Source organism: Bradyrhizobium sp. 23 (genome assembly GCF_023073295.1).
GTDB lineage: Bacteria > Pseudomonadota > Alphaproteobacteria > Rhizobiales > Xanthobacteraceae > Bradyrhizobium > Bradyrhizobium canariense_D.
Genome location: NZ_JADPJF010000042.1, coordinates 397,746 through 423,043, shown reverse-complemented (window position 1 = coordinate 423,043; position 25,298 = coordinate 397,746). Strand labels below are relative to the sequence as shown.

Sequence of the window (25,298 nt, the reverse complement as noted above, 5' to 3'; positions counted from 1 at the left end):
CGAGCTCAGCCGCATCAACTCGTTCCAGTTCTGGCGCGACAGCGCGATCCGCACCGCCGAGCTGATCGGCTTGCGCCCGGTCGCGCTACCCACCCCCGCCGGCACGCCGCAGCAAGTGCCGGTGCCGAGCGAGGTCCGGCGGGAAGCGAACTGACGGGGCTCCGAACGTGGCATCCGTCCCGTGGGCGGACGTCGCGGCTTCTTCGGCGTGGATGACGGCCGCCATTCGGGTTGAAAATCCGGCTCAAGCATTGGAAACGGCGAGCGAATTCCCGCTGTTGCCTTCAAGTTCGGCAACCACCCGAGCTATTGACCTCCGCGCCCCATCCCCCTACACAGCGCGGGCCGAAAGCATGATCCGGAAACAGCCGGTTTTTCCGCAACGCTTGCGTCGATGTGGCGGCAAGACATGCTTTTCCAAATGACCGAAGACGATGGCGATTTCTTTGAAGCCATCAGCGGCCATGGGAGCGCGTAGCTCAGCCGGTAGAGCACGTGACTTTTAATCACGGGGTCCTGGGTTCGAGCCCCAGCGCGCTCACCAACACAATGAAGCAGTAATCCCAAACGCAACTTCGACAGAAAGCTCCATGTCGGCACTGTGTCGGCAGCTGGAATTGCCGCTGCCGACGCGTCCTGCCGCCGCAAATGAGCGGCGCTTTGATGTCGGCGCTTGCCGACGAGACTCTTCCGGAAAACTGGTGTGCCCAAAGCCATTCCGCCCCAAATAGGCCGCCTCAGTTGCCGCTCTCTCAGACGGTGCCGACGTCCCGCACGCCGGGCTCCGCCTCGTCACCGGAGCCAGAGAACAAGTAAAGTAAGGCGGCGCCGGTCGTCCCCGCCTTAAGCGCGCAATCTTGATTTGGGCTCTCTCCCCGGCGACACGCCAATCCTATATGATAGCCAACGGACCATCGGCAGGAGCCACTCCATGCTTGCCTCAATCATGTTTGGCTTGGTCATTGTCACCCTGATGATGTGGTGTGGGCGCGTGACCGCCAATTTCGCGGCACAGAGAGGCCGGTCTAGGCGCATTTGGTTCATCTGGGGAGCGCTGCTGTTTCCACTGTTTCCGGCTCAATGGTTCGTCTTGGGACTTCTGCCAAAGAAGTAAGGCCGCTTCTCAAACGTCCGCCTCTTTCATTTGCCTATCGGCCTGAGTTCCGGGCGGAACGAACGGACAGTCGAACGATTGCTCCTCTTGAGTAGGAGTTGCGTCATGCGTCATGCGCCGTCGATTGTGCCGCTGGATCGGCTCGACCGGGAGATTTACCTGGTACTGGAAGACTTCGGCGCGCGCGCCGGCTGCTCCTGGCGCGAGGCCGACGAGCAGGATACCGACGTCGAGACCATCATCCGCGACCTACTCTCCGGGCAGTACGCGTATCCCGTCCGTATCGTCGCCTTCAACGCCATCGAGGGCTGGTCTCGCGATGCCACCAGCGAGATCGCAGATGAGCTTGCCGAGCGTGTCACGAGTAGCGAGATCACGCCGGCCTTGCAGGCCTTCGTCCAAGCAAATGCTTCCCGACCTTTTGCTGTACAACTGGCGCTTCCTCTACGGGGGGCCGCCTGAGTTCAATCTGTGATCGTGATGTTGCGTGGGGATTGCGGTGCCAGTGCACTAAACAGGCACAGCCGTCGGAAGTTCGCGCTTCCCTTCGGCATGATTTTTTGGTACCAAATAAAATGAAACCAGCAAAAAAGATTCGTGCCAAAAAGCATCGCGGCCGCCCCGCTACTGGTCAAGGCGTCCAGATCGGCACGCGCTGGCCGGAGGCGACTGTCGCTCAGATCGACGCATGGGCGTCGGGGCAGAAAGACACTCCGGCTCGCTCTGAATCCATCCGTCGGCTGGTCGATATTGGCTTGGGCAAACCCGCCTCCGCCCTCGCGGTTACGTCTGCAGCCAAGGCCTTCGTCCGAGCGGGCTCGGGAAATGGCGGGTAATGCGATCGACAAGCTCAAAGACAACAAAGCGAGCCCGGATGACCAGGCCAGCCGCAAGCGGCGGCTCGTCAAGGGACCCGAGGAATTCCAGAATGTTCGACGCGACCGGCCAAATCGAAAATGAATTGACCGGCGCCCGCTTGGTCAATCTCGCCTGAAGGCAAAAAGCAAATGATCAAACCCAAACGGTCGGCCGCGCAACAAGTCGCGGACGAAGCCGATCGAAGGACCCTCAATCCGATAGGATCGAGACAGACAATAGCGGACAGCCAAGCCACTCCGGAGTTTCAGGAAAACCTCAAACGCCTGAAGTCCGAGCGGCTGGAGCGTGAGGCTAGACTGAATCCGAAGCGCAAGGTCTGATTTGAGCTTATCGACCCTTGGCCTCGCCTGGCTGGGCCGGTCAGGCGAACGGGCTGCGTCGGATGGAGGGTGCAGAAGGTCATGGGAATGTTGAACCGACGGTGGATGATCTTGCTGCTGGTTTCCGTGGTGATTGTTTGCTCGATCTTCGCAGGCGCTCGGTACTATCTGAGCAAATGTCATGGCATGGATGCGTGCGCGGCCGCCGAAGCCGAGAGCCATGAGCGAGACAAGCCAACCGAGCCACAATAGTTTTTGGGTGAAAAGCCGGCTGCGGAGGCGGATGAAGCCACCGGCGAGTTCGCAAACGAATGTCAGTCGACCCCGACGACGGCCTACACCACGCCGCCGAAGTCGATGCCTTCCTTGGCAAGCGCCTCGGCTTCCTCGGGGGACGTTGTCGGCTTCGTGTCGAGGTAGGGTAGCTCGGTCGCTGGCAGAATCGTGCGGATGTTTTGGCCGTCTGTCCGCGTGATGCGAGCAACCCAGCGCTTGGGGCCGTGCTCGACTTGCTGGATATGGTACTGCTTATAGGTAATCATGACTCACGGACGCAACTGACGCTAACGGCGGCTCCCTTTATATCCAACGGCAGGCCGCCGAACAACGATTTCCTAAAGTGAGGTTAAGATCGCCGGCGTGAACCCGTTCAGCGATCATTCAGCCGCTCAGGCGTAGGCATAGTGCGATTGGGAGAAGTCCGATGATCGGTGCAGTTGTCGCAACCTTGCTGGCTCTACAGCTCGGTGAGGTTCATCAGGTTCAATACCGTGTCCCTGTGCACCCACCGCCGTGCGGCCACGGCTGGGACGTCAGCGCCCGCGACGGCATGTGCTACCCCAACGGCTACTTGCCGCCGCAAGAACAGGCCGCACGGCAGTACTATGGTGGCGGTAGAGGCTATGGCCATTATCCCGTTCCTTGCGGAAACGGTGCCGATATCGATACCCGCGACGGCCAGTGTTACCCGACCGGAACGGTTCCGCCGCAGTTTCAACAGGGCCGGCAAGGCTATTACGGCGATGATTATTACGAGCGCCGTCCGAGGCGCCGCTACTATTGAAAGACCCTCAGGGCAAACCGGCGGGCCCCTGATCATCGCTTCTTAGGATTCGCGGTGACAGTGCCGGAGAGCACTGTCACCAGCATTCCGTAGTTCCAAGTCGGGTAAAAAGCCGCGCTCACGTGAGCCCGCCAAGTGAGCGCGGACAAAGTCTCAGATCACCTGCCTGACCCTATCTTCAGCTCTCCGGGCCCGAAACTGTGGCAGGCACGCTCAACGGCGCTCCTCCAACTGAAACGGGACCTGCAGATTTCGACTGCCGAACCATCCGCTTGCGCATCGCTGCGGACAGTCCATAGCGCGCATGCGCTCTTCGAACCGAGGACGTGACGTCCGACATCATGGCATTTTGCAGCGAGTCGATCTTCGCAATCAGCGTGGACAGCTGCGAAGATACCTTCTTCACATCCACCCGTTCGTCCGTGATGCTCTGCCGCAGCGAAAGCAGCACCATCGAATCCGCCTGCAGCACAGCCGCGTTTTGTTGCAAGGCCTGATTGCTCTCCTGCAGCGAAGCCGTGTGTTGCTGCTGGGTCGACTGAATATCCTTCAAGGCCGCGACAACCGGATCCGGCTTTGGCGCTGAAGCCTCTTGGCGCGGGAGCAGATCAGCCAGGCTGCTCAGATTCAGCGATGGCAGGCCGGACGGCCATGTGTAGATCGCCGCGGCGCCGTTGATGGCCAGGGCACACACCGACAGCGCCATGACGGACGTCCGGCTGGATCGCTTGATCGGTTCCGGAGCGTCCAAACTTGCGGGTTCGCCGGCGGCGATGGCCGCAGCCAGTGCTGCAGGGTCGAGCTGTTCGACAAGGCCTTGCGTTTCGAAAGTCGCGGTCATGGCATTGACCCCAAATGAGCGAGCAACAGGAAGCCGTCGCCGGAACGTCCTCGCGACAGCTCCCTTACGCAGCACCCATCTACAACTGTCTAAAATTGTGGGCTTTTTTGCTTAATTCCACGTTAGCGGCCGCGGCCTGCTGCAGACCCCGCCACCCCCGGCCGACTACGGGGTCGTGCGAGGGTCATGACAGGCAGGCCGGTGCGCGAGCTCCTCCCGATCCCGGGAAGCCGCCCTGGTCCGAAGCGGATTTTCCGAAGTTGGCAGACTACCCCTGTTTTGCCCGACGCGTCAACCCGGCGTCTCCGCCGGATGCAGGACCGCCATGTGCCAAAAAGAAAGCGTTGCGCCAGCGGGACTTAGCTACTGTGCATGGGGTTGTTTTCGCGATTTTGGCCACCGCCTGCTCGTGCGCCGGGCCCCTGTCCCAAAAGCCGCGAGACAACCCGCTCAAAAAGTGTAGGATTCGACAAAACAGGGAGGAGCGGCATGTTTGAAATCAGCGGTTTCGACACGGCAGGAATCGTCAGCCTCAAGCGGCTGTCACTCGCCGCCGCCCTCAAGAAGGCCAAGGAGCTCATCGCCGACGGGTGCTGGGGCGTTCAGGTGATCGCTCCAGGTGGCCAGGTCTACACCTCGTTCGAGGAGCAAGCCGCGTAGTCGCCCGCCTTCGGCACCAGCCTTCGGCATCATTCGAAAAGCACCCGACCGATCGCGCGCCGCGCGCTCTGGCCGTGGCGGTGATCGACGTGAAAACCCCAGCGCCTGGTGGAGCGCTGGGGCGTTTTCAAAATATCAATCGGTCAAGCAATGAGGCCTTCGTAGCAGCGATCTCGACCATCGCTTGTGAACTGCTTCACACGGCCTTCGATCTTTCCACATCTTGACGAGGCTCACCTGCCGCGCGCCGTGCCGTTGCCAATCAACTCGTTTGGGAGCACGCTCTCTCCAGGCGCGCAGACGCCGCTCAGGGAGAAAGCCATGAAGGACACGGGCCTGGATCATCGCCACCGCGACAAGGATGGCGCGATCAGCAAGAAGCACGGCAACACGCTGGTCGGTACGTTGCGCAAGATCTACGGCAAGGGTTTTGCTGCCGGTTATCCGGATACGACTGAACTCAGCGAGGTCTTGCATCAGCTGAACGAGACATCGCTCAGCCAGTTGCGGCGCGATCACGACACCGGGCATCTCAGCCACAAGATCGACCACGTCCCGAAGTGATGGACTCACGAGTCCCAACTTCAGGTAGTTGAATCAACTGGGCTGCCGGGCGTCTCGGCGAACTTGCCGTTGAGCCCTCGCCGCCCGAGCGCTAGGATGAGCCTTTTACGGAGGCTCATTTGAAACAGTTCATGATCATCACCGCCATTGCACTCGCCGTGACGGCTCCCGCCCGCTCGCAGGCTCTCGTCGATCCCAACAAGGTTGCTCCCGAATATCGCGAGGCGGCCGAGAAGCGGCGGGCCGAGCAGATGCGGCAGCGCGAATGCGCGCTGAAGGCGGATCTCGAGAAGGTGCTGCCCAGGGATCGCACCGTCTATCTCAACCATTGCCTGGACACGATGGCGGCCAAGCAATAGCGCCTGATCGAGCGGCTTGAAGTCGCCGACGCGTTCAAGCTTTCTTCAGACATTTGGGATCACCTGACGATCCATTTTCATCAGTCATTGTCGATCGACCGCGCATGAGTTTCGTCCAGATTCAGTGCACGCGCTGCAAGACCGTATTCCGCGACCGCGCGGGACGGTTGCAGGACGGCTATTCCAGGCAATGTCCGAGCTGCGAGGTGGTGCTGTTCTTCGCGGAGGATTCACCGAACCCTCAGGTCAAGCAGGCCATGAAGCGCGCGCGCCAGGCTCGCAAGGAGCAGCGCGAAACCGAAATGGCCAGAATGTCCGCGCCGCAAGTGCGCGGCAATTTTTCGCGGACCCAGACCGGACGGATACAGCACTCGTCGGAGGACGAGGAGGACTAGCTCACCCGCGCTTCCGCGGAAACAGGCGGTCGCGGATGTAGCGCGAGGTCGGCGTCAGGCGGATGCCGCGCGGCTTCTGCCAGACGGCGCGGTCGATCTCGTTCTTGTCCCCGATCGCGAGCCTGCCCTTGGCGCCCTTGGCAATGAAGATCGCATCGCTCATCTTGCGGCCGGAGCGCTTGTTCCTGGCCGTCACTTCCTTCCAGAGGCTGATCCGGCCGAGCTTCAGCTTGGGCAGCTCTTCCTTGATCTCCCGCCGCAGGCAGTCCTTGTCGGACTCGCGCGCGCGCTTGCGGCCGCCCGGGAACATCCACAGGCCGTCCGACCGGCGTCTGACCAACAATACCTTGCCGCGCTTGGCGGCAACCAGTTTGGAAGACTTCGCCATGTCCGCCGTAATCGAAAATAGAATCGAGCCCATGGTAACTTGTCTAGTCGGATAGACAAGTTCCGGATGGATCTTGATCACCCGGGCCAAGGCCGTCAGATCTGATTAAACCCGGCAGGCCGATCCCGCCGTTCGAGGCGCCAGATCAGCCCTCGCCCGCCGCTGTGCCCGCCCTTGCCCCCGCCTCTGCCCGGTCCTCCGTCCTGATCCAGGCCATCATCATCTCCCAGGCCACCGACAGGATGATCGGGCCGATGAACAGGCCGACGATGCCGTGGGCGAGCGTGCCACCGATCACGCCGACGAAGATGACGATGGTCGGCGTGGTCAGGCCGCGCCCCATCACCAGCGGCTTCAACATGGTGTCGAGGAAACCGACGAGGACGAGAAACACGGTGAGCAGCAGCGCGGTGGTGACGTCCTTGGCGGTCCAGATCCAGATGATCACCGGCAGCAGCACCAGGAAGGCGCCGATCTGCACGATCGAGAGCAGCAGCACAATGAAGGCGAGCAGGCCGGCGCTCGGCACCGCGGCAAGCTTGAAGCCGATGCCGGCGAGCAATGCCTGCACGATCGCGACGCCGATCACGCCTTGCGCCACGGCGCGGATGGTCGCGCCCGCGAGCCCCAGGAAATGCTCGCTCTGTTCGGGCACGATGCGAAACAGGAAACCGCGGCCGGCCGCAACCAGCCGCGGCCCGTGCGGAAACAGGAAGCCGGCCACGAACACCGAGACCAGGAACTGGAGCGTGCCGACGCCGGCATCGCCCGCGAGCGACAAGAGCGGTCCCGCCAGCGGCTGGAGATACGGCGCCACCTCGCGGAGCACTGCGCGGATGTTGTTGTAGGCCTGCTCCCAGAGGTCGAATAACCAGGGGCCAACGACCGGCCACGACTTGAGCTGCTCCGGCGCCGATTGAAGCGCGAGGTCGCCGGTGCCGAGCTGGTGCGCCAGCTCGCGCACTCCGTCCACTGCGCTGATACCGAGCCAGGTCGCAGGACCGATGACGATGCCGAGCGTGATCAGGGTCAGGATCGCCGCTGCGGTCTTGGGCCGGCCGCCGAGGATCTTGGCGACCCAGCTGAAGGCCGGGTAGAACGCGACCGCGAGCACGCCGCTCCAGGCAAGGATCGGCACGAAGGGGCGGATGATCAGCAAGGTCCAGATGATCAGCAGGCCGAGCAGGCCGACGCGGATCACGAGCTGGATGATGTCCTCGCCCGTCAGGAGCTGACGCAGACTTTTCACGGGCACGGCTTTCCTTGCGGCATTGACGCGGGTTCCGGCACTTGCGCGGCCCCGCGTTATTGCCAGCCGCGCACCCGGCGTCAAGACGACCGGGCCGGCACGAGCCGGCGATTAGGAACGCATCGGGCCATTCTGCATTCCGAGACGATGGCACGCCGCCCCAGAGAGCCCGTCGCACACGCGGGAATTCACCGCGGCATCCGCTTTTCGCTGAAGCCAAACGGCGCACCGGGCTATTGGCGCTACGCCTATGCCGTCGGCGACAGGGCCCGCACCGGGCGCGTGCAAGGCAGGCTGCCGTTGCTCGCCATCAGGCGCGTGCAGATGTGCATCGACCGGGACATGCGAAGCATCCGGACCGGCGATTGATCTTGCGGCGGCGCCGTGGGCGAGCGCCGGCAAGGTGCGCGACGTGATGCCGGCTTGGCTAACGGTGATTAACCGGATTTCGGCCGACCGGTTTACGTCGATGCAAAGGCGTGCACCTACGCTTCCATCGAGGTCCCTCAAACCACTTCGGTGCAATGGCCAATACCATCTGGACGATCGAAGAATTCACCTGCGCGGGTTGCAGCATGAACTACACGGCGACAAGGGAGGAGCACGCCGAAGCGCATTCCGGCACCTTCAAGTGCAGCATCTGCAGCGGCGTGGTGCACACATGGTCCGGCAAACATCATTTCTTCGGCTGGGAAGCGGTGAAAACCAAGCCACCCGTGTTCGGAAGGCGTTGGGCCGGAGCCGGCGGGTAGACTGCTTCCACCGGACCCAGACCAGCTACTCCCGTCAACGCCCCCTGCCCGAACTGCGGCTTCTGCTACTCTGCGGCAACGGTTAAACTCTCCGCCCCGCAACTGAAGCCGACACGCAATGACCTCACCCTTCGTTCCCCAGATCGCCCTTTACCGCACCTGGCTCGCCGAGAAGCGCGGCCTCAACTTCGACAGCTACGAGGAGATGCGGCAATGGTCGGTGCGCGATCTCGACGGGTTCTGGCACGCCATCTGGGACTATTACGATCTGCAATCGCCGACGCCGTTTGCCGCCGTGATCACCGAGCGCAGGATGCCCGGCGCGGTCTGGTTTCCCGGCGCGCAGGTCAACTATGCCCGGCAGGTGTTCCGCCACGTGGACGCGGCTGACGCCGCCGGCCTGCCCGCAATCGTCAGCTGTGGCGAGGACGGTAGGCTTTGCGAGACGAGCTGGCCGGAGCTGCGGCGCAAGGCGGCTGCGCTCGCGCTGCATCTGAAAGAAAAAGGCATCAAGCCCGGCGACCGCGTCGCCGCCTATCTGCCCAACATCCCCGAGACCATCATCGCATTCCTGGCGAGCGCCAGCATCGGCGCGATCTGGAGCCTGTGCGCGCCCGACATGGCCGCGCCCGCCGTGATCGACCGCTTCAAGCAGATCGAACCGAAAGTACTGATTGCCTGCGACGCCGTCACCTATGCCGGCCGCCGGCACGATCGCAAAGACGTCCTCGCCGAGCTGCGGCGGTCGCTGCCGACGGTCGAGCACGTCATCCTGCACAGCGAGGCCGCCGCGCCCGCAGCGGCCGACGCCCTGCTCTCCGAAATTATCGCAACAACCGGCGCGGAGATCGACGCGTTCGAGCCGGCCTGGCTGCCGTTCGATCATCCGCTCTGGATCGTCTATTCCAGCGGTACCACCGGCCTGCCGAAGCCGATCGTGCACGGCCATGGCGGCATCGTCATCGTGGTGCTGGCGCTGCTCGGACTGCACAACGATCTCGGCTGCTCCTACCACGAGAACTCGTTCGGCGAGCGCTATCACTGGTACTCTTCGACGGGCTGGATCATGTGGAACAGCCAGGTCGGCGGCCTGCTCAGCGGCACTACCTGCTGCATCTTCGACGGCAGCCCCGGCGGCGCCAGGGACAAGCCAGACTGGACCACGCTGTGGCGCTTCGTCGCGCAGTCGAAAGCGACCTTCTTCGGCGCGGGCGCCGCGTTCTTCGCCAACTGCGCCAAGGCCGAGGTCGACCTCGCCGCCGCCGGTGATCTCTCACAGCTTCGATGTCTCGGCTCGACCGGCTCTCCGCTGAGCGCCGACACCCAAGCCTGGTTCAACAACCACTTCGCTGGCCTGTCGAAGACCAACGGCAGCAAGGCGCAGGCCGATATCTGGTGGGCCAACATCTCCGGCGGCACCGATTTCGCCGGCGCGTTCATTGGCGGCAATCGCGAACTGCCGCAGACGCCGGGCGCGATGCAGTGCCGTCTGCTGGGTGCTGCCGTGGAAGCCTTTGACGAACAGGGCCGCGCCGTCATCGGCGAGGTCGGCGAGCTCGTCTGCACCGAGCCGATGCCGTCGATGCCGCTCTATTTCTGGAACGACAAGGGCGGTGCGCGCTATCGCGCGAGCTATTTCGAGACCTATCCGGACAATTTCGACGGCACCGGCCGTGGGCCGGTGTGGCGGCATGGCGACTGGCTCAAGGTCGACCCGGACGGCTCCTGCATCATCTATGGCCGCAGCGATGCCACCATCAACCGGCATGGCCTGCGCATGGGCACGAGCGAACTCTATTCCGCGATCGAGGCCTTGCCGGAGGTGCTGGATTCCCTCGTCGTCGATCTCGAATATCTCGGCCGTGACAGCTACATGCCCCTGTTCGTGGTGCTGCGCGAAGGCGTCGCCTTCGACGGCGCGATGCAGGCGAAGATCAACAAGGCGATCGAGGCCGGCCTCTCGCGCCGATTCCTGCCCAACGAGATTTTTGCGGTCGCCGACATTCCCCGCACGCTCTCGGGCAAGAAGCAGGAGCTGCCGATCAAGAAGCTGCTGCTCGGCCAACCCGTCGAGAAGGTCATCAACCGGGAGGCGATGGCCAATCCCGCCTGCCTCGACTGGTATCTCGCCTTCGCACGCGACTATCTGGCGCGGAGCGAGACTTGAGGGAGATCGCCGCAATTGCGCCGATGCCGTTTGGACTCCGTTCACCGATCGCCGCTAGAGCAGGATGCATCTTCCGCAACGAACGCGCGCCATGGCCGACCTCAACGCCGTCCTCTCCAGGCTGAACGACCGTCTGCTCCGCCTCGAGGGCGAGCTGTTCGTGCTGCGCTCGCTGGCCCGCGCGACGCTGACGGCGGGCGATGACCACGCGGCGCGAATGCGCAAGCTGGTCGAGGCCGCCAAAGTCGCGCTCGACGACGAGGCCACGCGTCCCCTCGACAACCCGACGCGCAAATATGTCGATGCGGCGACCGCGCTGGTGGAGGAATTGCTGGTCGAGCCGACCCAGGCGCGGCCGTTGTTCACCGTCATCGACGGTGGCCGGCGCGACTGAACGTCAAACTGGCCGGCCGTCGTCCGTCGCGGCGATATCGCCCGACTTGAGCCGGCTGAGGCCGGCTTCGATGATCGCGATCTCCTCGTCGATCTGGCCGATCGGCAGGCTGAAGTCGTAGCCGGACCTGCTCTTCAGATCGACTGCAAGCCGTTGCCTGTGCATCATCAGCTCGTCGAGGCCGCGCCGGTTCTTCAGCCGGACATAGACGTCGACGATCTGCTCAATCGCGCTCGGCATGAAATAGGTCCCGGCGAAAAAGCCCGCACGGCGCACCCGCGCCGGCGCGACAATCTCGGTGTCGCGGTACGCAATACAAATCCGCGACGGATTCGTCGATACGCCAAGCTGGTTGAGATCACGTTACCGTCAGATGATTTCGTGATGGCCGAGCATGAAAAAGCCGCTGGCGATCACGCCAGCGGCCAAATCCGGGTTCGAAAACGGATGCGGGTTGAAATGTCGCCAGCCCCGGTCGGTCCACGTTCTAACGGCAAATCCTGGGTCTCTCTGTTAAAAACGAAACACAGGAACCGGCCGTCGGCACTCGCCGCACCACCGTGGCGGCGCGGCAACGCTAGTCTGTGACGCAGAAATATTTGCGCGGCAGCCTGCGGTAGGCGCTGTAGCGGTAATGCGGCCGGTACGCGTAGCCGCGATAGAGCGCCGGCGGCTCCTGGCCGTAATAGGCGCCGTGATAAAAATTGGTGACCGGCCCTTCCGCGCAGCGATAGGTGTCCCAGGTCGGGCCGATGAAGGGCGCCACCCCGACCTCGGGCGGAACCACGGGATAGGGCGGTCCGCCAGCGCGCGCCGAAGTGGTTGCAACCAAGGCCGCGAGAAGGACAAACCACGCGCTCCGCATGCGTTCACTCCGAGCCGATGCCATGCGCATGGAAGCACCGGACCGGCCGACACCGCAATCGCGGAATTCATCGCGCAGCCTCGCCCGGCGCGTTGTTGATAACCGGCGCAAACCCAGCGCGGGTGGTGACAGGACGTCCGGACGTGTTATCGGGAGATGACGCAGTTGCGAGACGGATCGGACACCCATGCGCATTACTCTTGTCGGCTCCCGCCATTTCGGCGTGACCACCCTGAACATGCTCCGGGAGCATGGTGTCTCGATCGTGCGCGTCGTGGTGGCCGACGCCGAGGATCGTCTCGCCGCAACAGCCAAGGCGGCGGGCATCGACGTCGTGGTCCAGGCCAATCCCAAACTGGTGGTGGCCTCCGAGATCGCCCCCGACACCGATCTGATCGTCACCGCGCACAGCCACGCCCGGATCGGCAAGGACGCGCTTGAGGCAGCGAAGCTGGGCGGGATCGGCTATCATCCCTCGCTGCTGCCGCGTCACCGCGGCAAGGCGGCCGTGGAATGGACCATCAAGGAAGGCGATCCGATCGCCGGCGGCACGATCTATCACCTCGCCGACCGCATGGACGCTGGCGCCATTGCGGCCCAGGAGTGGTGCTTCGTCAAGAAGGGCGAGACGGCGCGGGAACTGTGGGAGCGCGCGCTCGCCCCGCTCGGGCTCAAATTGCTGGCCGACGTGATCGACTATGCCAAGGTCCACAAGGCGCTGCCGTCCAAGACTCAAGACGAGCAGTTCGCGACTTCAGCGCCAAGTCTTTCCTGAGGCCCTTTATCCTGAGTCGATCTCCTGACGTTTACTCTTAACGTGACGGGGCATTGATTTTGCTTCAAGAATCCCAGCTTGAAACCCAAATAAACCATTGTTCCCACAGGAACAATTTTCGATTTGGCACTGCACCAAATTTCCGTCACATTTGGCCCGAATAAGGTCAGCATATCAGACAAATTCAAGGACGGATTTTATGCGTTTTGCTCGCATTGCGGCGTTCTGTGCCGCCTCAGTTACCACCCTCGCCGCGCCCGGCTTTGCCCAGACCCCCTATGACGGCAACTGGCACGTCACCATCGTCACCAAGAGCGGCACCTGCGAGCCGACCGCGAGCTCCTTGCTGACGGTTGCCGACGGCAAGATCACCGCGCCCGGCGCTAACGTTTCCGGCACCATCGGCAGCGGGGGACTTGTGAAAGTTTCGATCAATGGTGCATATGCCAACGGTCAACTCAGCGGCAACGCCGGATCGGGGAAGTGGAATGGAGCATCTGCAGGCATACCGTGCAGCGGGCGGTGGGAAGCATCGCGCCAATAGAAAAATCGTGACGAGCGGTGTGGGCCGGCGGCTGCTGATCGCGGCCGCCGTTATGTTTGCCGCCGGAATTGCAAACTCCGAGAGCAAGGCCCAGTCCGGCCCGTTCGCCCCGCTGGCCGGCAGCTGGAGCGGCTCAGGCACGGTCACCCTGGATGACGGCTCGACCGAACGGATCCGCTGCCGGGCGAAATACGCTCCGATCGGACCGACCATGGAGTTGTCTCTGACCTGCGCCAGCGACGCCTACAAGTTCAACCTCGGCGCCAACGTCAAGGCTGAAGGCAGCGCCATCGCGGGCAGCTGGTCCGAGGCCAGCCGTAATATCAGCGGCTCCCTTTCGGGTCGCGGGGCCGGCGGAAACTATGAGCTGCTCGCCTCCACTGCCGGCTTCAACGCCAACATTTCGCTGAAGACGTCCGGCAACAAGCAGAACGTCACGATGCGCGCCGACAGCCAGTTCCGCGGCGCCAACATCTCGCTGTCGCGCTAAGCCGATACGAGTAGATTGACAATCGACCCGGCGATCTCGCCGGGTCGATTTTTTATGTGCCCGGCACGAACGCCGTGACCTCGATCTCGACCTTGGCCCGGTCATCCACGAGGCCGCCGATGTAGAGCAAGGTCGAGGGCGGGAAATTGCGCCCCAGCGTTTCCTTCCAGGCCGCGCCGATGCCGGCCCCGGCTGCCTCATATTCGCTGCGGCTGGTCAGGTACCAGGTCAGGCGGACGATATGCTCGGGGCTGGCGCCGGCCTCGCCCAGGAGCTTGATGATCCGCTTCAGCGCGGTCCCGACCTGCGCTGCCATGTCAGGCGCGTAATTGCCGGTCTCGTCGCCGCCCGTCTGCCCGGCCAGCACCACCCAGCGGCCCGGCCCCTCGACCACGACACCATGGGAAAAGCCGCGCGGTTTTTTCCACTCGGCCGGCTGCAAGATGTGCATGAGCGAAGATCTCCCGATTGTTCTCGTTGTTCACTGATGCCTTAGCACGGCGCCCTGCATCGCTGCACCGGCAGATTTGACCGTTGCAAACGGCGAGGATGTCGCCGATACCGGCCTTCCCTCAAGACCTCGCCTCTCACACCCGCGCCGATGAACACGACACCGTCCAAAACGATGGCTGCCCTGTGGATGGCCGGCTGGCTGTCGCTGATGCTGGTCATGGCGGTCGCCGGACGCGAGACCACGCGCGAGCTGAATGTATTTCAGATCATGGAAGTGCGTTCGCTGCTAGGATTCCTGTTGCTTTCGCCGTTCATCTATCGGGCCGGCGGCTTCAAAGTGCTCAGGACGTCGCGCCTGCCGCAGCACATCGGGCGCAATTTGGTGCACTATGTTGCGCAGCTCGGCTGGTTCTTCGCGCTGACGCTGATCCCGATCGGCCAGGTGGTGGCAATCGAGTTCACCATGCCAATCTGGACGGCGCTGCTCGCAGCGAGCCTTCTCTCCGAGCGCATGACGCCGTGGAAGATCGCCGCCATCGCGCTTGGCCTTTTCGGTGTGATCGTCATCGTCCGACCCGCCACCGGCGAGATCAATCCCGGTCAACTCATCGCACTCGGCGCCGCCATGGGCTTTGGCGTGTCCATGGTGCTCGTCAAATCGCTGACCCGCACCGAAAGCGCGCTGTCGATCCTGTTCTGGATGCTGGTGGTGCAATCGGTCGCAGGCTTCATTCCGACGCTGTTCGTCTGGACGTGGCCCTCCGCCTACGTCTGGGCGTGGGTCGGCGTGATCGGCGTCTGCGGCACGTTTTCGCACTACTGCCTCGCCAGCGCGATGCGCTATGCGGATGCGACCATCGTTGTTCCCATGGACTTCCTGCGAGTTCCATTGACCGCGACCGCTGGCTGGCTGCTGTATTCGGAGCGGCTTGACACCTGGACGGTGGTCGGCGCCGCGCTGATCCTGTTCGGCAATCTCCTGAATCTAAAGCCAGCTCCGGCAGATCCTGCTCCCGCGCGCTGAACCTCGCGCCGCCTCGCGCGACAAAACCAAGTGGCCGTGTGATTTGGATCACGTTGGAAGGGTATTCCATCGTGCACATTCTGCCACACAGCAGCGGGAACGCGACGAACTGCCGTTTTGGTGGCGCCGAGGCGGGCACTTCATGTAAGTTCGTGCCAATTCGTTGCTGCCTGCAATTTCGATTCTGTTGGGGATTCCAGATGCGCACTCTCACCCTCCTCGCGTCGCTGATGTGCATGGCACTGTCGGTCAGTGCCGCGAAGGCCGACCGCCGCGTTGCTTTCGTCGTCGGCAACGGCACCTACAAGAACGTCGCACAATTGCCGAACCCGCCGATCGACGCCAAGGCGATGGCGGCAACGCTGCGCAATGTCGGCTTCGAGGTGATCGAAGGTTCGAACCTCTCGCGCGACCAGATGACGGAGAAGCTGCTGGACTTCGGCCGCAAGGCGCAGGGCTCCGACGTCGCAGTGTTCTATTATGCCGGTCACGGCATCGCGGTCGGCGGCTCCAATTATCTTCTGCCTGTCGACGCCGACATCAAGTCGGAGATGGACGTCAAGCTCGGTGCCGCCATCAACATCGATCTGACGCTCGAGCAGACCATGGGCGACGCCAAGGTCAAGCTGGTGTTCCTTGACGCCTGCCGCGACAATCCGTTTGCCGCCAAGATCAAATCGAACTCCGCGACCCGCAGCGTCAACGTGCAGAGCGGTCTTGCCGAGATGAAATCCGGCGAAGGCACGCTGATCGCGTTCGCCACCGGCCCGGGCCAGACCGCGCTCGACGGCCAAGAGGGCAACAACAGCCCGTTCACCCGTGCGCTCATCGACAACATCACCAAACCTGGTGTCGAGATCCAGCAGGCGATGACGTCGGTCCGCGCCCAGGTCAACGAGGAGACCCACAAGGGGCAGCTGCCCTGGGGCCACACCAATTTGACCGGCGCGGTCTATCTCAACCAGGCTCCGACGACGCAGGTCGCCAATGCGGCACCGACGGCTGCTGGCAGCGTGCCAATGGCGGCGGGCGGCAGCTCGGACGGTGTCGAGCTCGAATACTGGCGTTCGGTCAAGGAGAGCAATAAGTCGGAAGAGCTCAACGCTTACCTCTCCGCCTACCCGAACGGTCAGTTCAAGGCGCTTGCGCTGGCACGCCTCGCGGCCATCAAGAGCGGCCCCTCGACCGCGACGCGCACCCTCACCGCTGGCGTCGATCCCGCGACCTTCACCGAAGAGGCCACCCAGCTTACCGAGGACCAAATCGGCCTCGACAAGAACCAGCGCCGCGACGTTCAGCGTCGCCTGGGCGGGCTCGGCTTCGACAACAAACAGACAGGCGTCTTCGGCGACGAGACCCGGTCGGTGCTCAAGCGCTGGCAGGCGGCGCGCGGCTATCCCGCGTCTGGCTACCTGAACAAGCTCCAGCACAAGGCTCTGCTTTCGGAAGTCGTGGCCGGCCCGCCGACCGCGAGCGACAACAGCCAGAAGGCAGCCCGCCGGGCCGCCGCCCCCGCGGCCAGCAGCGCGCCCGCACCTGCTCCCCATCGCAGCAGCGGCGGCGATCCTGCCGGCGCAGCCTTCGTCGGCGGTGTCGTCGGCGGCATGATGGGCGGCATGTTCCGCCGCTGAGGCGAGGCCAATCGCAGATACAAAAGCCCGGCTCGCGCCGGGCTTTTTCGTTACGAATAACCAAAGCTTTGGCGTCTACTTCCCGGCGGCCTTTCGCAGCGCCTCGTTGATGCGGTCCTGCCAGCCGGGCCCGCCGGACTGGAAATGCTCCAGCACGTCCTGGTCGATCCGCAGCGTGACCTGCTCCTTGACCCCCGGCGCCACGTTCTGCTTTGGCGGCGCCGCAGCGACCTTCGCCGTCACCTTCTTGAACGCCGCCTCGGCCTCCGTCCTGGCGTCGCCCAACGTCCGCGGCCGCCTCGGTGGTTGATCCGCCATGTCCTAGATTCCCTCAAACAGAGCCGTCGAAAGATACCGCTCGGAGAAGGACGGCACTATAGCCAGGATGGTCTTTCCCGCAGCTTCGGGTCGCTTGCCGATCTCGACGGCCGCGGCAATCGCGGCGCCCGAGGAGATGCCGCCCGGAATGCCCTCATGCCGCGCCAGTGCCCGCGAGGTCTCGATCGCCGTCGTCGAGTTGACCTTGACGATCTCGTCGATCACCGAGCGATCGAGAATGTCAGGGACGAAGCCCGCACCGATGCCCTGGATCTTGTGCGGCGTGTGCTGGCCACCCGACAGCACCGGGCTCTCCTCCGGCTCGACCGCAACCACGCGCAGCGAGGGCTTGCGCGGCTTCAGCACTTGGCCGACGCCGGTGATGGTGCCCCCGGTGCCGACGCCGGCGACGAAGAAGTCGATGTTGCCGGCGGTGTCATTCCAGATCTCCTCCGCGGTGGTGCGGCGGTGCACCTCGGGATTGGCGAGATTCTTGAACTGCTGCGGCATCACCGAATTCGGCGTCGTCTTCAACAGCTCTTCGGCCGTCGCGATCGCGCCCTTCATGCCTTGCGCGGCCGGTGTCAGCACCAGCTCCGCGCCCAGAAAGGCCAGCATCTTGCGGCGTTCGATCGACATCGACTCCGGCATGACCAGCTTGAGCCTATAGCCGCGCGACGCCGCGACGAAGGCCAGCGCGATGCCGGTATTGCCGGAGGTCGGTTCGATCAGCACGGTGTCGGGCTTGACGATTCCGGCCTTCTCCATGGCGATGATCATGGCCGCGCCGATGCGATCCTTCACGCTTGCGGCGGGATTGAAATATTCAAGCTTTGCCAAAATGGTCGCGTTCACGCCATGCATGCCCGGCAGCCGGCGCAAGCGCACGATCGGCGTGTCGCCAAAAGCATCGACGATCGAGTCATAGATCCGGCCGCGGCCGGGTTGGTGCGCTGCACCCGTGGTGGACGATGCGTCCATGATGAACTCCCTGTGGCGACGATTGTGCTTCTAGACAGCCTGCGGCGACACGCAAGCGAGATTGCGTTACATGTTAAATACGCTGCATCGCAAAATCGCGTGAGCAATAATTATCAGAAAACCAACGCATTTGTGTTGCGACCTCGTCAACTGATTCTGCTTATGTTAGACTTAGGTCTCAAGCTGGGAGGTCACCACGATGTCAGCAGTCGCTGAAGTGTTGTCGACCGTCGCACCGAACCGCGCTCCGCGTTGCAGTGAGTTGCCGGCCTGTCCCGTCTGCGCCGACTCCATGATCGCCGCCGAAGGTTCTGCGTATTTGTCGGAACACGTGATCAGCTATCTCTGGACCTGCGACAATTGCGGCTACGGCTTCGTGACCAAGCACTCCGTCAAGCAGCGCCTCGTCTGCAACTGACGTTTTGCACTTGACCTAGCGCGGGGCGATGTCGCCCCTCCCCCAGTCTTCGCGCGTACGCCGATAGAACTCCTCGAACGTTCCCTGTGCGATCGCGTCCCTGATGCCCTGCATCAGGAACTGGTAATAAGCGATATTGATCTCGGACAGCAGCATCGCACCCAGCGTCTCGCCCGCCTTGACGAGATGGTGCAAATAGGCGCGCGCGTAGCTGCGCGCCGACGGCCAGGAGCTCTCTTCGTCGAGCGGACGGGGATCGTCGGCGTGGCGCGCGTTGCGCAAATTCACCTGGCCGAAGCGTGTGAAGGCAACGCCATGCCGGCCATTGCGCGTCGGCATCACGCAGTCGAACATGTCGATGCCGCGCTTGACCGCCTCGAGGATGTCGTCGGGTGTGCCGACGCCCATCAGGTAGCGCGGCCGCTCTCTCGGCAGCAGCGGCGCTGTCTCGTCGATCATCGCCAGCATCACCGCCTGCGGCTCACCGACGGCGAGGCCGCCAATGGCATAACCATGGAAACCGATCTCGATGAGGCCTTGCGCGCTGGCATGGCGAAGCTGGGGTATGTCGCCGCCCTGCACGATGCCGAACAGCATGTAGCCGTCGGGCGCGCTCTCGAAGGCGCGCTTGCTTCGCTCGGCCCAGCGCAGCGACAATTGCATCGCGCGGTCGATGTCGGCGCGCTCGGCGGGCAGTCGCACGCATTCGTCCATCTGCATGGCGATATCGGAGCCGAGCAAACGCTGCACCTCGATCGAGCGCTCCGGCGACAGCTCGACCTTGGCGCCGTCGATATGCGAACGGAAGGTCACGGCCTGCTCGCTGACCTTGCGCAGATCCGCCAGCGACATCACCTGGAAGCCGCCGGAATCCGTCAGCATCGGCCCGTTCCAGCCGGTGAATGTCTGCAAGCCGCCAAGCGCCGCGATCCGCTCGGCGCCGGGACGCAGCATCAGATGATAGGTGTTGCCGAGCACGATGTCGGCACCGGCCTCACGCACCTCGCGCCAGTGCATGCCCTTCATCGCGCCGGCGGTACCGACCGGCATGAAGGCGGGCGTGCGCACCACGCCGTGCGGCGTGGTCAGGCGCCCGGTGCGCGCGGCGCCATCGGTGGCGAGCAGTTCGAAATGATTGGGCAGACCGGTGTCAGGACGATTCATGACGGTGCTTATTGCGTGTCGGAGCAGGCCGATCAACCCGCTCGGGCGATGCCTCGGCCGGCTTATGCATCAGACTGGGACAATGGGTGCAAATATTGGGGGACACGGAATTGTGCGCCTGCGACGCTTGTTAAACAAAACGATACAGTGTAGTTTTACCTTGGGTTGGACGAGATGCCGCGGCGATGTTGCCGGCGGCGGTAGATGCGTGATCGCCAGCCACCGCAATGCCCCTCCCTTCAAGTTCGACTGACCCAGCCGGCCGTTCGCATGGCTGGACGAGGTGGACCGGCGCCCGCCTGTTCGGATTGCTGGTCCTGACGTGCAGCTTGGCGCTCGGCGCCTGCACCTCCCTGCCCCGCACGCCCTATACGGCCACCGAAGCCAGCACATCGCGCGTGCTCGATATTGATGGCCTGCGGCGCTACGCCGACGAACCCATCACGAAATTCAATTTCGAGAAGGACACCAGCACCGCGACGAAGTCCTACCTGGCGCTCTCAGGCGGCGGCGCAGATGGCGCCTACGGCGTCGGTGTGCTCAACGGCTGGACCGCGGCCAAAACCCGTCCCACCTTCTCGGTGGTCTCGGGCGTGAGCACCGGCGGCCTGATTGCGCCCTTTGCGTTTCTCGGCTCGCGATATGACGACACGTTGAAGGAGGTCTACACCAGCGGTGTCGCGGAGAGCCTGTTGAGTGATCCCAGCATCATGCGCGTGCTGTTCGGGTCCGGCCTGTTCGGCAACACGCGGCTGCGCGAGCTCGTCGCCCGCTATGTCGGCCCCGAAATCATGGCGCAAGTCGCTCGTGAAAACGCCAAGGGCCGAAGGCTGCTGGTGGTGACGACCGATCTCGACACCCAGCGCACCGCGATCTGGGACATGGGCAAGATCGCCGCGGTCGGCACGTCCGAGGCGCTCAAGCTGTTTCGCGACGTGATGGCGGCCTCCGCCAGCATCCCGCTGGTGTTTCCGCCGATCATGATCGACGCCGAAGGCGAGGGCCGCAGATTTCAGGAGATGCATGTCGACGGCGGTGTGACGGCCCCGGTGCTGACGCTGCCGGAAGCCTTGCTTTTCCAGGGCAGTCGCCTTCCCGGCCCTGCGAAGCTGGACATCTACATCCTCGTCAACAAGAAGATCGAACGCAATTTCGAGCTCGTCTCCAACAGCACCATCGACGTTGCCTCCCGCAGCCTGTCGTCGATCACCCAGTCGCAGACCCGCTCGATCATCTTCTCGACTTATGATTTTGCGAAGCGCAACCGCCTGGGCTTCCATCTCTCCTATATCGCGCGCGATTATCCGGCCGCCCCCTCGGAAGGGTTCGACACCGCTTATATGCGGGCGCTGTATCAGTACGGATATGAGAAGGCGGCTTCGGGCGAGGCCTGGACTTCGACGCTTCCGTGAGCGCTCGGTGAGGAACGGGGCCGTGCCGAGACGGTTGACGATGCGGTCATTCGGCCAGATTAGCCATGACGCACTCGTTGCCGCGCGTTATAGAGCAATGACTGATGTCACGACCGCGCAGGAATCATTGGGCATGGGATTGACTGCGACCAGGACAAGACCGGCGGCGCCGCGGCGCGAGGTGCCGAAATCGCGCGGCGGCCGGCCGACGAAAAGCGCCGCGATCGAGCGCGATCAGCGGCTGATCGAGGTCGCCACCCGCCTGTTCCTGGATCGCGGCTTTGACGCGACCTCGCTCGATGCGGTCGCGGAAGCCGCGCGAGTGAGCAAGCCCACCGTCTATGCCCGTTACGGCGACAAGCGCGGCCTGTTTGCAGCCGTGCTGAGACGCGAGATCGCGCGATGGCTGGCACCGCTGTCCGCGGCCGCCGAGACGCAGCTCGGCAGCGCCTCGGATATCTCGGTCGAGCAACGGCTGGTCGAGATCGGGCGCGAGATGCTGACATTCACCTGCGGACCCGATGCCGTCGCCTTCAGCCGCATGATGACGTCGCAGGCCATCAACTTTCCCGACATCGCCAAGCTCGGCAAGGAGGAAGGCTGGCTCAAGGCCGTCGCCACCACGGCACGCTTCTTCGACCATCTGGTGGCGCAAGGCGCGCTCGACGTCGACGACACCACCATCGCGGCGGAAGTGTTCCTCGACGTCGTCGTCGGTCATAACCATCGTCTGGCGACGTTTGGAACGCCGCCGGAGATGAAGGCCGCGGAAAAGCGCATGCGCGCTGCGATCAAGCTGTTCCTGGCAGGCGCGCTGGGATCAGCGGACGGCAGCCAGAGCGCCGCCAAGGGCACGCAGCGGCGGCGCCCATCGCGCTGACAATTCCGTGAGCTTGCGAACTTTCCAGGAGATCCCGCGGCCGCGCCGTTGACCAAAACAAAACGATACGGTATGGTTTAATTATAGGGCGATGCGGATCGCTTTTTCACCAGCCCCAAGAGGTCCGCACCGCTTCGATCGTCGCGGCGGTACAGCCCGTCGCGACGTTCAGCGGCCGACCGATGCCCAAGGTCGGCCGCAAATTCTTGACGATCATCCGGCATACTCGCTGGCCGAGGGTTCGAGCATGACGACGGCCAAACGACGGATCTCGGGACTGCTCGCGATCGCCCTGTCCGCACTCCTCCTCGCAGCGCCGGCGCGGGCGATCGTGAGCACGGGCACGCCGACCACCCTTCACAGCGACACAGATGGTGACGCCGAGGCCGATCGCCAAGCGGTCAGCCGCGAGATCGAGCGCTTCCGCAGCTCGTCGATCTCGATCAACCAGGCCATGGCGATTGCGGAAGCCCGCCACGTCGGTGCCACCACGGCAGATGTGAGTTTCGACGGATCCTCCGGCGTGCCGGTCTACCGGGTGAAGACCCTGCACAACGACCGGATCTGGCGCCACACCATCAATGCCGCGACCGGCGAGCTCGTCGGCGGGGAAGCCGCCCTCCCTCTCGCCGAGCTCGACCTCGACGATCGCAGCAATCTCGCAGCGCTCGGTGCCATCAAGCACCGACTTGCGGATGCCGTCCACGTCGCCGAACGCGCGGCCTCCGGCAAAGCCATCAGCGGCGGACTGGTGCGCGAACGCGGCCGGCTGAATTTCGCGATCGTCGTCATCAGTGGCGACAACCTCAAGGAGGTCATCCTTGAACCGCCGGGCGCCCGGATCAAATAGCGGCAGCCCAATCCCGCCGAAAAGCGATTGACGGGCGCAAAACTCTCCCGCATAAGCTCCCGCCATGTTCACGACCACCAAACGCACGACTAAAACCACCACGGCCTTCGGGGCCCGGGGAGGCGTGCGCGTGTAGTCGTCGACTAGAACGCAATCCACTCTACCGAAGCCCCGCCCATGATGGTCCGGGGCTTTTTTGTTGTCTGAATTCTCAAATCAATGGAGGACAAAGTGAGTAACGATCCCGTCGTCGCGATTGTCGGCGTCACCGGTGCGGTGGGCGCCGAATTCATCGCCACCATGGACAAGCGCGGCTTTCGCGTCGGCAAGCTCAAGGCGCTGGCCAGCGCCCGCTCGGCCGGCAAGACGGTGTCGTTCCGTGGGCAAGACGTCGTCATCGAGGAGCTGACCGAACGCGCCTTCGAAGGCGTCGACATCGCCCTGTTCTCCGCCGGCGGCAGCATCTCCAAGAAGTTCGCGCCGATCGCAGTCAAGGCGGGCGCCGTCGTCGTCGACAACTCCTCCGCCTTCCGCATGGACCCGAACGTGCCGCTGGTGATCCCCGAGATCAACGCGAACCGCATCCGCGACCACAAGGGCATCATCGCCAACCCGAACTGCGCCGCCATCACGGCGCTGGTGCCGCTGTGGCCGATCCACCAGAGCAACCGCATCAAGCGGGTGATCATCTCGACCTACCAGGCGGCCTCCGGCGCCGGCGCTGCCGCGATGGAGGAGCTGGTCGAGTCCACCCGCGCCAACCTCAACGGGCAGGTTTATACGCCGAAGGTGATGCCGCATCCCTACGCGTTCAACCTCTTCAACCACAACACGGCGATCGACCCTGACACCGGCTACAACGACGAAGAGACCAAGGTCATCAACGAAACCCGCAAGATCTTTGAGGACGACAAGATCGCGATCGGCGTCACCTGCGTGCGTGTGCCGGTGCTGCGGGCTCATTGCGAGGCCATCACCTTCGAATGCGAGAAGCCGATCAGCGAGGACCAGGTCCGCGCCATCATGGCACGAGCGCGCGGCGTCAAGGTCGTCGACGACCGTGCCAGGAACTACTTCCCGATGCCGATCGACGCCTCGGGCCAGGACGACGTCCTGGTCGGCCGCATCCGCAAGGACTTCAGCGACCCCTCCGGGCATTCGATCTCGATGTTCGTGGCGGCGGACCAGCTGCTCAAGGGCGCTGCGCTCAACGCGGTGCAGATCGCGGAGCTCCTGCCACAGCGGGTGATGGCGTAACGGAAGATGCGTAAGGTGGGCAAAGGCGCGCAAGCGCCGTGCCCACCACTTCGCATCAAGAAAGTTGGTCGGCACGCTTCGCTTTGCCCACCCTACAATGGCAAACAGCGCGGTCAGGTCAACGCGGGGAGAATGTCTGTCTTAGCAAAGTCGGCTCCCTTGAAGAGCAGCGGTTGCGAACGCGCTTTCGCCAAAGCGTAGACCGCACAATCGACGATGTTGAGCTGCGCCGGATGTCCCCCGCCCTTGCCGAAGCGTTGAAATGCCTCGAACGCGCCTTTCGCCATGTCTGCGTCGAACGGCACTACGACAATCCCGGCAGTCTCCAGCAATTCGTCGAAGAACTTCACGGCCGATGCTCCGAAGCGAGCAGAGAGAACGATCTTGGTTTCCAGGATTGCTACTGCTGACATCGACAGGCTGGCAGCATCCAGCATGGCTTTCCGATAGCGCTGCCCATCTGGCTCGTTGGTGACGGTCGCGACGATCGCAGACGTATCCAGCACCATCAGGACGGCAGCCCGAAACGGTCATAGCCGAGGATTTCGTCTGCAGGCCGAGAATCGAGAACGGGCAAGCCAGCGGTTCGCTCGAAGAACGACGTCAGGGCGGCCCTCCTATCGACCGCCGGCGATGCCACGCGAGACAAGCGCTCCTCGATGGCGCGTTCGAGCGCCGTCTCGATATCTTCCCCCGTCAGGCGGGCGAGGCGCTGGGCAAGCTCATCGACTTTCGCGGAACGGATGTTCATCGGCCACTCGATCCATGCAAAACGTATGAGCAGTATAGCACGAGAACGCCGCCGGCGTCACTCCCGCGCCGGAAACAGCAAACAGGCATCCCCGTACGAATAGAACCGATAGCCGGTTGCGATCGCGTGTGCATAGGCTTGCTGCATCGCCTCCAGCCCGGAGAACGCCGACACCAGCATGAACAGTGTCGACTTCGGCAAATGGAAATTGGTCAGCAGAATATCAACGGCGCGGAAGCGATAGCCGGGGGTGATGAAGATCGACGTCTCGGCGGCGAACGGCTCAATGGTGCCGTCCTCGCTGGCTGCGCTTTCGATCAGGCGCAACGACGTGGTGCCA

35 protein-coding genes and 1 tRNA gene are annotated in these 25,298 nt (G+C 63.4%); 23 read left to right on the top strand and 13 right to left on the bottom strand.

The window, feature by feature from the left end:
- Positions 1–468 precede the first annotated feature (468 nt).
- The 4 genes from IVB32_RS11855 (at position 469) to IVB32_RS11845 (ending at position 2,313) form a co-directional block, all read left to right on the top strand.
- A tRNA-Lys gene (locus IVB32_RS11855) sits at positions 469–544 on the top strand.
- Between the two features lie 675 nt (positions 545–1,219).
- The gene (locus tag IVB32_RS11850) at positions 1,220–1,576 is read left to right on the top strand and encodes a hypothetical protein (protein WP_018457951.1); all 357 of its coding nucleotides are present in this window, start codon (positions 1,220–1,222) and stop codon (positions 1,574–1,576) included.
- Positions 1,577–1,939: 363 nt separating this feature from the next.
- Positions 1,940–2,074 (top strand): hypothetical protein, encoded by a 135-nt coding sequence (locus IVB32_RS42770; RefSeq protein WP_256465041.1) that lies wholly within the window; start codon positions 1,940–1,942, stop codon positions 2,072–2,074.
- A gap of 47 nt (positions 2,075–2,121) precedes the next feature.
- On the top strand, positions 2,122–2,313 hold the full coding sequence (locus IVB32_RS11845) for a hypothetical protein (protein WP_018457953.1): 192 nt from the start codon (positions 2,122–2,124) through the stop codon (positions 2,311–2,313).
- Positions 2,314–2,648: 335 nt separating this feature from the next.
- On the opposite strand, the gene IVB32_RS11840 is transcribed toward IVB32_RS11845, so the two are convergent.
- Complete coding sequence (locus tag IVB32_RS11840; protein WP_247296660.1) at positions 2,649–2,855, bottom strand: hypothetical protein; 207 nt, start codon at positions 2,853–2,855, stop codon at positions 2,649–2,651.
- 161 nt (positions 2,856–3,016) lie between these two features.
- Here IVB32_RS11840 and IVB32_RS11835 point away from each other — a divergent pair, with 161 nt between their 5' ends.
- Complete coding sequence (locus IVB32_RS11835) at positions 3,017–3,376, top strand: hypothetical protein (protein WP_143273397.1); 360 nt, start codon at positions 3,017–3,019, stop codon at positions 3,374–3,376.
- 178 nt (positions 3,377–3,554) lie between these two features.
- On the opposite strand, the gene IVB32_RS11830 is transcribed toward IVB32_RS11835, so the two are convergent.
- Positions 3,555–4,217: a hypothetical protein gene (locus tag IVB32_RS11830; RefSeq protein WP_085384044.1), complete on the bottom strand. Its 663-nt coding sequence runs from the start codon at positions 4,215–4,217 to the stop codon at positions 3,555–3,557.
- Between the two features lie 489 nt (positions 4,218–4,706).
- On the opposite strand from IVB32_RS11830, the gene IVB32_RS11825 reads away from it, so the two are divergent.
- The 4 genes from IVB32_RS11825 (at position 4,707) to IVB32_RS11810 (ending at position 6,195) form a co-directional block, all read left to right on the top strand.
- Positions 4,707–4,877, top strand: a complete 171-nt coding sequence (locus IVB32_RS11825) for a hypothetical protein (protein WP_247369953.1) — start codon at positions 4,707–4,709, stop codon at positions 4,875–4,877.
- Positions 4,878–5,198: 321 nt separating this feature from the next.
- Positions 5,199–5,441, top strand: a complete 243-nt coding sequence (locus tag IVB32_RS11820; protein WP_026233467.1) for a hypothetical protein — start codon at positions 5,199–5,201, stop codon at positions 5,439–5,441.
- Positions 5,442–5,560: 119 nt separating this feature from the next.
- Positions 5,561–5,800, top strand: a complete 240-nt coding sequence (locus tag IVB32_RS11815) for a hypothetical protein (RefSeq protein ID WP_026233468.1) — start codon at positions 5,561–5,563, stop codon at positions 5,798–5,800.
- Between the two features lie 104 nt (positions 5,801–5,904).
- Entirely contained in the window at positions 5,905–6,195 is a 291-nt protein-coding gene (locus IVB32_RS11810) for a Zn-ribbon domain-containing protein (protein WP_247296654.1), read from the top strand.
- 1 nt (position 6,196) lies between these two features.
- Here IVB32_RS11810 and IVB32_RS11805 read toward each other — a convergent pair whose 3' ends face one another.
- Positions 6,197–6,583: an NUDIX hydrolase gene (locus tag IVB32_RS11805; protein ID WP_027518066.1), complete on the bottom strand. Its 387-nt coding sequence runs from the start codon at positions 6,581–6,583 to the stop codon at positions 6,197–6,199.
- 145 nt (positions 6,584–6,728) lie between these two features.
- Positions 6,729–7,838, bottom strand: a complete 1,110-nt coding sequence (locus IVB32_RS11800; RefSeq protein WP_026233470.1) for an AI-2E family transporter — start codon at positions 7,836–7,838, stop codon at positions 6,729–6,731.
- A 141-nt stretch (positions 7,839–7,979) separates the two neighbouring features.
- Here IVB32_RS11800 and IVB32_RS11795 point away from each other — a divergent pair, with 141 nt between their 5' ends.
- The 4 genes from IVB32_RS11795 (at position 7,980) to IVB32_RS11780 (ending at position 11,145) form a co-directional block, all read left to right on the top strand.
- Positions 7,980–8,201, top strand: coding sequence for a hypothetical protein (locus IVB32_RS11795; RefSeq protein WP_018457963.1), 222 nt, complete (start codon positions 7,980–7,982; stop codon positions 8,199–8,201).
- Positions 8,202–8,356: 155 nt separating this feature from the next.
- Positions 8,357–8,584 carry a hypothetical protein gene (locus IVB32_RS11790; protein WP_018457964.1) on the top strand — a complete coding sequence of 76 codons (228 nt, stop codon included), beginning with the start codon at positions 8,357–8,359 and terminating at the stop codon, positions 8,582–8,584.
- A 118-nt stretch (positions 8,585–8,702) separates the two neighbouring features.
- Complete coding sequence (locus tag IVB32_RS11785; protein ID WP_247296652.1) at positions 8,703–10,751, top strand: acetoacetate--CoA ligase; 2,049 nt, start codon at positions 8,703–8,705, stop codon at positions 10,749–10,751.
- A 91-nt stretch (positions 10,752–10,842) separates the two neighbouring features.
- Positions 10,843–11,145 (top strand): hypothetical protein, encoded by a 303-nt coding sequence (locus IVB32_RS11780; RefSeq protein ID WP_247369951.1) that lies wholly within the window; start codon positions 10,843–10,845, stop codon positions 11,143–11,145.
- A gap of 3 nt (positions 11,146–11,148) precedes the next feature.
- On the opposite strand, the gene IVB32_RS11775 is transcribed toward IVB32_RS11780, so the two are convergent.
- Positions 11,149–11,385: a hypothetical protein gene (locus IVB32_RS11775; protein ID WP_026233472.1), complete on the bottom strand. Its 237-nt coding sequence runs from the start codon at positions 11,383–11,385 to the stop codon at positions 11,149–11,151.
- A gap of 337 nt (positions 11,386–11,722) precedes the next feature.
- Positions 11,723–12,010: a hypothetical protein gene (locus IVB32_RS11770; RefSeq protein ID WP_247296650.1), complete on the bottom strand. Its 288-nt coding sequence runs from the start codon at positions 12,008–12,010 to the stop codon at positions 11,723–11,725.
- A 187-nt stretch (positions 12,011–12,197) separates the two neighbouring features.
- On the opposite strand from IVB32_RS11770, the gene IVB32_RS11765 reads away from it, so the two are divergent.
- The 3 genes from IVB32_RS11765 to IVB32_RS11755 all read left to right on the top strand — a co-directional run bounded on the left by IVB32_RS11765 (position 12,198) and on the right by IVB32_RS11755 (position 13,819).
- The gene (locus IVB32_RS11765) at positions 12,198–12,785 is read left to right on the top strand and encodes a formyltransferase family protein (RefSeq protein WP_018457969.1); all 588 of its coding nucleotides are present in this window, start codon (positions 12,198–12,200) and stop codon (positions 12,783–12,785) included.
- Positions 12,786–12,984: 199 nt separating this feature from the next.
- A complete protein-coding gene (locus IVB32_RS11760) occupies positions 12,985–13,329 on the top strand; it encodes a hypothetical protein (RefSeq protein ID WP_247296648.1) in 345 nt (114 codons plus the stop codon).
- Positions 13,274–13,819, top strand: coding sequence for a hypothetical protein (locus IVB32_RS11755; RefSeq protein ID WP_026233473.1), 546 nt, complete (start codon positions 13,274–13,276; stop codon positions 13,817–13,819). The genes IVB32_RS11760 and IVB32_RS11755 overlap by 56 nt, the downstream gene beginning before the upstream one ends.
- A 52-nt stretch (positions 13,820–13,871) precedes the next feature.
- On the opposite strand, the gene IVB32_RS11750 is transcribed toward IVB32_RS11755, so the two are convergent.
- Entirely contained in the window at positions 13,872–14,270 is a 399-nt protein-coding gene (locus tag IVB32_RS11750; RefSeq protein WP_018457972.1) for a RidA family protein, read from the bottom strand.
- A gap of 150 nt (positions 14,271–14,420) precedes the next feature.
- Between IVB32_RS11750 and IVB32_RS11745 the strand changes: the two genes are divergently transcribed.
- Together IVB32_RS11745 and IVB32_RS11740 are read left to right on the top strand one after the other, a co-directional pair.
- Positions 14,421–15,296, top strand: coding sequence for a DMT family transporter (locus IVB32_RS11745; RefSeq protein WP_085353150.1), 876 nt, complete (start codon positions 14,421–14,423; stop codon positions 15,294–15,296).
- Positions 15,297–15,496: 200 nt separating this feature from the next.
- Complete coding sequence (locus IVB32_RS11740; protein WP_247296646.1) at positions 15,497–16,927, top strand: caspase family protein; 1,431 nt, start codon at positions 15,497–15,499, stop codon at positions 16,925–16,927.
- Positions 16,928–17,002: 75 nt separating this feature from the next.
- Here the strand turns inward: IVB32_RS11740 and IVB32_RS11735 are convergent, their stop codons facing one another.
- Together IVB32_RS11735 and cysK are read right to left on the bottom strand one after the other, a co-directional pair.
- Entirely contained in the window at positions 17,003–17,245 is a 243-nt protein-coding gene (locus IVB32_RS11735) for a BrnA antitoxin family protein (RefSeq protein WP_007610629.1), read from the bottom strand.
- Between the two features lie 3 nt (positions 17,246–17,248).
- Positions 17,249–18,226, bottom strand: a complete 978-nt coding sequence (gene cysK / locus IVB32_RS11730; protein ID WP_018457976.1) for a cysteine synthase A — start codon at positions 18,224–18,226, stop codon at positions 17,249–17,251.
- A gap of 199 nt (positions 18,227–18,425) precedes the next feature.
- Here cysK and IVB32_RS11725 point away from each other — a divergent pair, with 199 nt between their 5' ends.
- The gene (locus IVB32_RS11725) at positions 18,426–18,644 is read left to right on the top strand and encodes a hypothetical protein (RefSeq protein WP_026233474.1); all 219 of its coding nucleotides are present in this window, start codon (positions 18,426–18,428) and stop codon (positions 18,642–18,644) included.
- Positions 18,645–18,659: 15 nt separating this feature from the next.
- On the opposite strand, the gene tgt is transcribed toward IVB32_RS11725, so the two are convergent.
- Entirely contained in the window at positions 18,660–19,808 is a 1,149-nt protein-coding gene (gene tgt, locus IVB32_RS11720) for a tRNA guanosine(34) transglycosylase Tgt (protein ID WP_247296644.1), read from the bottom strand.
- Positions 19,809–20,035: 227 nt separating this feature from the next.
- On the opposite strand from tgt, the gene IVB32_RS11715 reads away from it, so the two are divergent.
- The 4 genes from IVB32_RS11715 (at position 20,036) to IVB32_RS11700 (ending at position 24,207) form a co-directional block, all read left to right on the top strand.
- On the top strand, positions 20,036–21,220 hold the full coding sequence (locus IVB32_RS11715) for a patatin-like phospholipase family protein (RefSeq protein ID WP_085384037.1): 1,185 nt from the start codon (positions 20,036–20,038) through the stop codon (positions 21,218–21,220).
- A 133-nt stretch (positions 21,221–21,353) separates the two neighbouring features.
- On the top strand, positions 21,354–22,100 hold the full coding sequence (locus IVB32_RS11710; RefSeq protein WP_018457980.1) for a TetR/AcrR family transcriptional regulator: 747 nt from the start codon (positions 21,354–21,356) through the stop codon (positions 22,098–22,100).
- 91 nt (positions 22,101–22,191) lie between these two features.
- The gene (locus tag IVB32_RS11705) at positions 22,192–22,950 is read left to right on the top strand and encodes a PepSY domain-containing protein (RefSeq protein WP_247410397.1); all 759 of its coding nucleotides are present in this window, start codon (positions 22,192–22,194) and stop codon (positions 22,948–22,950) included.
- A 219-nt stretch (positions 22,951–23,169) separates the two neighbouring features.
- On the top strand, positions 23,170–24,207 hold the full coding sequence (locus IVB32_RS11700; RefSeq protein WP_018457983.1) for an aspartate-semialdehyde dehydrogenase: 1,038 nt from the start codon (positions 23,170–23,172) through the stop codon (positions 24,205–24,207).
- 113 nt (positions 24,208–24,320) lie between these two features.
- Here the strand turns inward: IVB32_RS11700 and IVB32_RS11695 are convergent, their stop codons facing one another.
- The 3 genes from IVB32_RS11695 to IVB32_RS11685 form a co-directional block, all read right to left on the bottom strand.
- Positions 24,321–24,716, bottom strand: coding sequence for a type II toxin-antitoxin system VapC family toxin (locus IVB32_RS11695; protein ID WP_247369947.1), 396 nt, complete (start codon positions 24,714–24,716; stop codon positions 24,321–24,323).
- Positions 24,716–24,958: a type II toxin-antitoxin system VapB family antitoxin gene (locus IVB32_RS11690; protein WP_085353162.1), complete on the bottom strand. Its 243-nt coding sequence runs from the start codon at positions 24,956–24,958 to the stop codon at positions 24,716–24,718. Before IVB32_RS11690 ends, IVB32_RS11695 begins: the two co-directional genes overlap by 1 nt.
- A gap of 57 nt (positions 24,959–25,015) precedes the next feature.
- Positions 25,016–25,298, bottom strand: a 283-nt coding sequence (locus tag IVB32_RS11685; protein ID WP_247410395.1) for an S-adenosylmethionine:tRNA ribosyltransferase-isomerase, incomplete at its 5' end; no start/stop codon positions are given.

Coding starts and splice junctions, on each gene's coding strand:
- IVB32_RS11700 (WP_018457983.1), top strand. CDS start 23,170: ATGGAGGACAAAGTGAGTAACGATCCCGTCGTCGCGATTGTCGGCGTC.
- IVB32_RS11805 (WP_027518066.1), bottom strand. CDS start 6,583: ATGGCGAAGTCTTCCAAACTGGTTGCCGCCAAGCGCGGCAAGGTATTG.
- IVB32_RS11735 (WP_007610629.1), bottom strand. CDS start 17,245: ATGGCGGATCAACCACCGAGGCGGCCGCGGACGTTGGGCGACGCCAGG.
- IVB32_RS11695 (WP_247369947.1), bottom strand. CDS start 24,716: ATGGTGCTGGATACGTCTGCGATCGTCGCGACCGTCACCAACGAGCCA.
- IVB32_RS11760 (WP_247296648.1), top strand. CDS start 12,985: ATGCGTTTTGCTCGCATTGCGGCGTTCTGTGCCGCCTCAGTTACCACC.
- IVB32_RS11840 (WP_247296660.1), bottom strand. CDS start 2,855: ATGATTACCTATAAGCAGTACCATATCCAGCAAGTCGAGCACGGCCCC.
- tgt (WP_247296644.1), bottom strand. CDS start 19,808: ATGAATCGTCCTGACACCGGTCTGCCCAATCATTTCGAACTGCTCGCC.
- IVB32_RS11775 (WP_026233472.1), bottom strand. CDS start 11,385: ATGCCGAGCGCGATTGAGCAGATCGTCGACGTCTATGTCCGGCTGAAG.
- IVB32_RS11705 (WP_247410397.1), top strand. CDS start 22,192: ATGCGGATCGCTTTTTCACCAGCCCCAAGAGGTCCGCACCGCTTCGAT.
- IVB32_RS11710 (WP_018457980.1), top strand. CDS start 21,354: ATGGGATTGACTGCGACCAGGACAAGACCGGCGGCGCCGCGGCGCGAG.
- IVB32_RS11850 (WP_018457951.1), top strand. CDS start 1,220: ATGCGTCATGCGCCGTCGATTGTGCCGCTGGATCGGCTCGACCGGGAG.
- IVB32_RS11740 (WP_247296646.1), top strand. CDS start 15,497: ATGCGCACTCTCACCCTCCTCGCGTCGCTGATGTGCATGGCACTGTCG.
- IVB32_RS11830 (WP_085384044.1), bottom strand. CDS start 4,217: ATGACCGCGACTTTCGAAACGCAAGGCCTTGTCGAACAGCTCGACCCT.
- IVB32_RS11780 (WP_247369951.1), top strand. CDS start 10,843: ATGGCCGACCTCAACGCCGTCCTCTCCAGGCTGAACGACCGTCTGCTC.
- IVB32_RS11765 (WP_018457969.1), top strand. CDS start 12,198: ATGCGCATTACTCTTGTCGGCTCCCGCCATTTCGGCGTGACCACCCTG.
- IVB32_RS11750 (WP_018457972.1), bottom strand. CDS start 14,270: ATGCACATCTTGCAGCCGGCCGAGTGGAAAAAACCGCGCGGCTTTTCC.
- IVB32_RS11785 (WP_247296652.1), top strand. CDS start 8,703: ATGACCTCACCCTTCGTTCCCCAGATCGCCCTTTACCGCACCTGGCTC.
- IVB32_RS11835 (WP_143273397.1), top strand. CDS start 3,017: ATGATCGGTGCAGTTGTCGCAACCTTGCTGGCTCTACAGCTCGGTGAG.
- IVB32_RS11725 (WP_026233474.1), top strand. CDS start 18,426: ATGTCAGCAGTCGCTGAAGTGTTGTCGACCGTCGCACCGAACCGCGCT.
- cysK (WP_018457976.1), bottom strand. CDS start 18,226: ATGGACGCATCGTCCACCACGGGTGCAGCGCACCAACCCGGCCGCGGC.
- IVB32_RS11770 (WP_247296650.1), bottom strand. CDS start 12,010: ATGCGGAGCGCGTGGTTTGTCCTTCTCGCGGCCTTGGTTGCAACCACT.
- IVB32_RS11820 (WP_026233467.1), top strand. CDS start 5,199: ATGAAGGACACGGGCCTGGATCATCGCCACCGCGACAAGGATGGCGCG.
- IVB32_RS11690 (WP_085353162.1), bottom strand. CDS start 24,958: ATGAACATCCGTTCCGCGAAAGTCGATGAGCTTGCCCAGCGCCTCGCC.
- IVB32_RS11825 (WP_247369953.1), top strand. CDS start 4,707: ATGTTTGAAATCAGCGGTTTCGACACGGCAGGAATCGTCAGCCTCAAG.
- IVB32_RS11715 (WP_085384037.1), top strand. CDS start 20,036: ATGCCCCTCCCTTCAAGTTCGACTGACCCAGCCGGCCGTTCGCATGGC.
- IVB32_RS11845 (WP_018457953.1), top strand. CDS start 2,122: ATGATCAAACCCAAACGGTCGGCCGCGCAACAAGTCGCGGACGAAGCC.
- IVB32_RS42770 (WP_256465041.1), top strand. CDS start 1,940: ATGGCGGGTAATGCGATCGACAAGCTCAAAGACAACAAAGCGAGCCCG.
- IVB32_RS11790 (WP_018457964.1), top strand. CDS start 8,357: ATGGCCAATACCATCTGGACGATCGAAGAATTCACCTGCGCGGGTTGC.
- IVB32_RS11795 (WP_018457963.1), top strand. CDS start 7,980: ATGGCACGCCGCCCCAGAGAGCCCGTCGCACACGCGGGAATTCACCGC.
- IVB32_RS11755 (WP_026233473.1), top strand. CDS start 13,274: ATGGAGCATCTGCAGGCATACCGTGCAGCGGGCGGTGGGAAGCATCGC.
- IVB32_RS11810 (WP_247296654.1), top strand. CDS start 5,905: ATGAGTTTCGTCCAGATTCAGTGCACGCGCTGCAAGACCGTATTCCGC.
- IVB32_RS11745 (WP_085353150.1), top strand. CDS start 14,421: ATGAACACGACACCGTCCAAAACGATGGCTGCCCTGTGGATGGCCGGC.